This window comes from Alkalibaculum bacchi (assembly GCF_937875145.1).
Taxonomy (GTDB): Bacteria; Bacillota; Clostridia; order Eubacteriales; family Alkalibacteraceae; genus Alkalibaculum; species Alkalibaculum bacchi_A.
Window position 1 is genome coordinate 1 of the sequence record NZ_CALNCS010000079.1, and the last position, 5,982, is coordinate 5,982.

Consider the following 5,982-nt stretch of genomic DNA (forward strand, 5'->3'; position numbering starts at 1 on the left):
ACATAGCTTTTGCAGCGTCTATTGGTGATCCACCACCAATGGCGACGATTACGTCAGGTTGGAATTTTTTCATTGCTTCAGCGCCTCGTTTAACAGTATTGATTCCAGGATCAGCTTCAACGCCATAGAATAATTCTGTTTCGATATTGGCTTCTTTTAATAAACCTTCGATTTTAGGAATAGTACCGTCTTTAATTAATCTTTCTGAACCGAAAACCAATATTGCTTTTTTACCTTTAACATCTTTTAAATGATCGATCGCATTTTCACCATAATAAATATCTCTTGGTACAGTAAATCTTAGCATAATAATTTCCTCCTAATTTATAATTATTTTGGTTCTTCTTGATTGTAAGATAATTATCAAACTTCCACAAGTACTTACTTTTAAGTAGTCTAGTTACTTAAATCACTGAATTGAAAAAAGATTAATCTGATTTTAAACTTTAATCCCTTACAGTACAAGCATTTCTGTGTTCTTTAAGGCTCATTAAAAACTGTAAATTGTCAAATGTATATTATATAAATAATTTTTTCAGGATCAATATTTAATATAATATGTGAATAAAATCCATTTATGATAATATCTAATTTAACAATCATTAAAATATAAATGTTTAAACCACCTTAAGCTGAGACTTTGTGCAAAAAAGAATCCAAGCCTTTTGACTTGGACTTTTTTTAATTTTCTATCTTTTCATATTCTACTGATCTATACAATTCTATTCTATCCTCTAAAGTTGGATGAGTGTGATACCATATTTTATAGATATTAGAAGGACGTGGTAAACCTAGGCTTGTTTTTGTTAATTTTTCCATGGCACTGACCGCAGATTCCCTATCCTCTGTTAGTGAAATTTCATATCGATCCGCCTCAATTTCCATACTACGAGATAGGTAGCTAGAAATAGGATTAGATAAAAATGAAAACAGATTGAGCATTATAATTAACAAAGGAATGGATGCATAAGTACATAAGTCTTTAAAGCCAAAAACACCATTGGATAATTTAAGAATGCATGTTGACAAACGATATACTAAGTAAAGAATCAAGAATATGCTAATGGAACTAATAATAATGCTCTTGCCTATATGACCTTTTTCATAATGTCCAATCTCATGAGCAGTAATGCTTAAAACCTCATCTTCCTCTAAATTATTAATCGTTGTATCCCACAGGACAATCCTTTTAGAATCGAAAATACCTGTCATATAGGCATTCATAGTTTTTGTATCTTTGCTCTTATCTACTTTATAGATCCCAGCATCTTCTATACCTGCTTTTGAGAGCAATCCTTCAATTTCTTGACCAAGCTTCTCATCTTCAATTGAGGTATATTCATTAAAAATCGGATCAATTACTAATGGTGAGATAAATGTAGTAAAAATTATAATAGGTATAATGATCAAAGCTATTTTAAACCACCAAGCCTTAGGGTTTTTATAAATGATACCGTATGGAACCCATAATAACAATGAAGTGATCAAATCATGAATTAAAAATCCTTTTACATTTATTTCAAACCACCTAAAAAAACTTTGATCACTAAGTCCATATTTATGAGGTAAGATATAAGACGAATAAAAATCAAGTGGCAAACTTATAAGAAATATCAGACCAAAAAATATCAGACCATAAAGAAGACCTGATTGAAACGCCCCTTTCCCATTTCCTGCTAAAGTGCTTATCCTCTGCGATAAACCTGAAGTTAGGAAAAGCAAAGGGATTATAAAGGTAAGCAACAATCGAACTCCCCAAACCTTTAAAGTATCTTTTCTAAAAGAGAAAGCCTCGTCTTGTAACTCTGGATATTCTAGCCTAAGGTCATTCATATTGTTTATTTCAGCAAAATATACAACAATTATAAAGAGTATTAACAATGCAAAAAACAACACCATTGCCCTCTGTAACTTTTTGTTCACTCCATCACCTTCCAATCTATATATTCTTATAACAGAAAAAAATCAATTATACAGAGACTACTATATCCTCTCCTAAATATTTATATATGATTTATTACTTTAAAATATTACCAAGATTAATAGTATTCTAAAAAGGAACCCAAGATTGAATACTTGGATTCCTTTTTTACATACTTTAAAATTAAAGCTTGACTAACTATTCATTACCTTTGAACTTAGCTCCTACCCCAGCTACCCTAGAGCGCAACGAAGAGTCTTGCCCTAAAAGAAATGCAATATGCTGATGACTGGTAGCTAGGCATCGCATGCGCTTATTTCCTATCTTTAATATAGTCAATAAAAGCATCTGCTTGTTTATACAAATAAGAAGAACCTACTGTTAGTTCAAGTTTTCCATCTTTATTAATCTGTTCCATTCCATGGGCAATACTAAGGCGAGGACGATTCATTACGTCCATATTTGTAAAGCTTAATAAGGTCACTAAATGATCCTGGGCAACTAAAGTTCCTGAAAGCCCTGGCGTTATTCCACTAATTGCTGCTGGTTTTCTACTTAGAACGTGTCCTTCTGTTTCGCTAAATGGCCTAGACAGCCAATCAATTGTATTTTTTAGCACACCTGAGAAAAAGTGATTATATTCAGGTGTAAAAAACCATACGCCATCTGCTGCCTTTACTTTTTCTCTTATTCTCTGAACTTCTTCTGGAGCTGGATACTCTATATCCTGATTGAAAAGCGGAACACCACTAATGCTAAGGATTTCAAGATTTGCTTTACCCTCTACATAACTCTGTGCTATTTTAGCAAGCTGAAGGTTTAAGGAGTCCTTTCTCAAAGAACCTACTATGGCCACTATATTGATCTTATCCATTTACAATTCTCCTCTACAATATGATTAGAATATTACACTATAGCTATTTTACCATAATAATGTAATATCTTTGTATTAAAAACAGTTAATAATCCTTTGATGTAAGATATGTTTTCATTTTAACCTTGATATGTCTGAAATCTATAAAAATAAAATGTAAAGCTTCCCATTTATATTTCTCTTCTATTTTACGTAGAATTTTCTAAAGGAAACTTATAGTAGGAATTCTTATTCTATTTCTTCTACCTTTATTTACAAAATAACCACATATAACACAAAAAACGCACAAAAGCTTTTAAAACACGAAACAATGTTATAAAATAGTAACCATATCTTAATTATCAGTTAGAAAGTTGGTGTGTAAAATATGAATTCTGGTTTTTCTAATAAATGTGGGGGGCTAGAACCTACTAAATTTAATCAACTTTTCGATTACGGATTTGCTCTAATAAGCTTTCTCATCTCTGGAGGGATTTTTTATTTCGTTCGTTTTTTAAATAAATACATGTATCAAATTTTTAGAGTTCGTCAATATTTGATTTTTCATACAATAATTGAATTTGCAAGTATTATTATGTGCGTAGCTAGTTTTCTTGTGGTTTACTATGTTGGAGACCGAGATAAAAGACTTAGAATGAAGGTATTAGCAGGGGTTTTACTCCTTGTAGGGTGTGTAGATTTTTGGCACACCTTCTCTTACAATGGCATGCCTGGTTTATTAGTACCAAGTTCTGTACAAGGAGCTACTACATATTGGATTATTGGGCGATTTATTTTGGCAGGAGGAATACTACTTTGTAGTTTCATCTCAATAGATGTAAACGTACATTCTATACATACTATACATAAAAGTTTCCTTGTAGGTTTACCTTTATTTCTATCACTTTTTATTCTCTATATTGTAAGTTACTATCCAACTCTGTTACCGCCCCTCTTCATCGAGGGCGAAGGTCTTACTCCTTTAAAAAATTGGTTAGAGTATGCAATTATTTTAATGATGTTTATCGCTTGTATTAATTTTTTTATAGAATATGGAAAAAGTAAACGCAATACACTTGCCTATATGATTGTAGCCCTAATTGTAAGCATATTTTCCGAACTCTCTTTTACAAACTATGGTAATATTTATGATACTTATAATCTTTTAGGTCATATCTATAAATTAATTGCATCTTATATGTTTTTTAGGTTGCTGTTTATCTTCAATATTAATTATCCCTATGAAGAGCTAGATAAAGCAGAAAAAGAGATTAGCCAATACGCAAACAACTTAGAAGTATTAGTACGACACAGAACAGAAGAAGTTGAAATTGCAAATGAACAATTGTTGCAAGATCTCGAATACGCAAAAAGCATACAAAAGGCTATAATGCCTATAAAACATGAAAATTTTGATAATCTAGAAGTATATAGTGAGTATATTGCCTTTGAAAAAGTGGGCGGAGATTTTTATGGATTTGAAAATTTAGGTAGCGATCAGTTATCCTTTTACATTGGAGATGTAGCAGGACATGGTGTACCAGCCGCAATGATGACCATTTTCTTAAAGCAAACCCTTGTAATGTCTAATTATCATAATAGTACAAAAGAATTTTTTCATCCAAAAGAAGTTATTCAAAATCTTTACAGAGAATATAATGAAACCGATTTCCCTTTAGAAATGTATGCAGTGATGCTATACGGAATATTTAATAAAAAAACCAACGAGATGATCTTTTCTTCTGGTGGGCTTAATACCTTCCCATTAATCTATGAAAGCCAGGGAAATGTAAAAGTTGTAGAGCACACTGGCTTTCCCATTTGCAAATTTGGGGAAGAATTTTGTAATTCCTTTAATGAATATACCGTACAATTACATAAAGGGAACAAAGTCCTTTTTTATACAGACGGATTAATCGAAATCACAAATATTCATGGGGAAGACTTTGGTGAAGCTCGATTAGTAAAATTAATAAGCAAATATGGTCATTTAATACCTAAGGAATTGTCCATCAAGATTACGAAAGAAATAAAAAGATTTTCTAATGGCGTAAAGCCAAAAGATGACATACATTACTTTATTGTAGAGTTACATTAACGATTAAACACATCATCTCTTGTCTTGTACTTATGTATCCACAATTTGCTAGGTACTACAAAAAAACTTTTTTTAATACCCAGTAAAGAGGTTGATATATAAATGTATATATTTGTAATATTATACTTTTCATAACATTTAGCTTGACATATAACAAACAATACCTTACAATTACTAATATGGTGGTTGGCATTCCCGATAAATGTGCGTACAACACAATGTCATGTGGAGTGCTTTTTATCATCTTCTTAATTATATATTGCTTTAATTTATTCAAATTCACCGACATACTGGTATAAAGACCTTATGATTTTTTGTACGCAAATTATGTTACTGGAAAGAAGTGAAGAGAATGCAGTCTGAATTACAACATGACAGTAATACTGGCAATCGTTATGATTTTAAAATCACACAAAAAGTATTAGCTGGCAAATGGAAAAATATTTTAATATGGAATATACACTTACATAAAAATATTCGATTTAATAAGTTTAAAAAGTTCATACCTGATATAACTACAAAAATGTTGAGTCAAGAGTTAAAGTTTCTTTGTGACTACGATATTGTAGAGAAAACAATTTATCATTATGTACCACCAATGGTTGTATATTCTCTGACTGAAAGAGGAAAAAGCTTGGTACCTATACTTGTGGCAATGAATCAGTGGGGAGTACATAATAAAGATATATTAGAAAATAAAAAGGAATCCTGACAATAAGATTCCTTAATTAATTGAAAATCAGAACTTTTCTAGTTATAAAAAAGCTACAGAATATCGTAATTCTGTAGCTTTTACTTTTAATTTATACTCTAGAAATCGATTTCTTTTCCTTCATAAGCATATTCAAATATTCTTTTCATTTCTGCTACAGATACTTCTCTAGGATTGGTTCCTGTACAAGGATCTCCTACAGCTAATTCTGCAACTTCGTCTATGTTTGATTTGAATTTTTCTTCTGTTACGCCAAATTCTTTTAGAGATCCTGGCATACCCATTGAAGCTCTTAAATCTTTAATTGCTTGAATTAATGCTTCAACTAATTCATCTGTTGTTTCACCTTTTAATCCAAGTCTCTTCGCTAAATCAGCATAGTCCGCTGCTGCTACTTT

The 5,982-nt window shown here is 31.2% G+C and carries 6 protein-coding genes; 2 read left to right on the plus strand and 4 right to left on the minus strand.

The genetic code is table 11. From position 1 onward, the window contains the following. The 3 genes from Q7P22_RS05240 to Q7P22_RS05250 all read right to left on the minus strand — a co-directional run. Positions 1-307: iron-containing alcohol dehydrogenase (locus Q7P22_RS05240; RefSeq protein ID WP_303861568.1), on the minus strand; the 307-nt coding region annotated here is incomplete at its 3' end. 374 nt (positions 308-681) lie between these two features. Beyond that, on the minus strand, positions 682-1,923 hold the full coding sequence (locus Q7P22_RS05245; protein ID WP_303861570.1) for a M48 family metallopeptidase: 1,242 nt from the start codon (positions 1,921-1,923) through the stop codon (positions 682-684). A gap of 311 nt (positions 1,924-2,234) precedes the next feature. After that, the gene (locus tag Q7P22_RS05250) at positions 2,235-2,795 is read right to left on the minus strand and encodes an NADPH-dependent FMN reductase (RefSeq protein WP_303861573.1); all 561 of its coding nucleotides are present in this window, start codon (positions 2,793-2,795) and stop codon (positions 2,235-2,237) included. A 367-nt stretch (positions 2,796-3,162) separates the two neighbouring features. Here Q7P22_RS05250 and Q7P22_RS05255 point away from each other — a divergent pair, with 367 nt between their 5' ends. Then, positions 3,163-4,872: an MASE3 domain-containing protein gene (locus Q7P22_RS05255; RefSeq protein WP_303861575.1), complete on the plus strand. Its 1,710-nt coding sequence runs from the start codon at positions 3,163-3,165 to the stop codon at positions 4,870-4,872. Between the two features lie 352 nt (positions 4,873-5,224). Next, on the plus strand, positions 5,225-5,584 hold the full coding sequence (locus Q7P22_RS05260) for a helix-turn-helix domain-containing protein (RefSeq protein WP_303861577.1): 360 nt from the start codon (positions 5,225-5,227) through the stop codon (positions 5,582-5,584). 98 nt (positions 5,585-5,682) lie between these two features. On the opposite strand, the gene Q7P22_RS05265 is transcribed toward Q7P22_RS05260, so the two are convergent. Further along, positions 5,683-5,982: iron-containing alcohol dehydrogenase (locus Q7P22_RS05265; protein WP_303861580.1), on the minus strand; the 300-nt coding region annotated here is incomplete at its 5' end.

What these genes read in the sequence shown, in the direction of transcription:
- Q7P22_RS05250 (WP_303861573.1), bottom strand. Translation starts at nt 2,795, where the DNA reads ATGGATAAGATCAATATAGTGGCCATAGTAGGTTCTTTGAGAAAGGAC.
- Q7P22_RS05255 (WP_303861575.1), top strand. Translation starts at nt 3,163, where the DNA reads ATGAATTCTGGTTTTTCTAATAAATGTGGGGGGCTAGAACCTACTAAA.
- Q7P22_RS05260 (WP_303861577.1), top strand. Translation starts at nt 5,225, where the DNA reads ATGCAGTCTGAATTACAACATGACAGTAATACTGGCAATCGTTATGAT.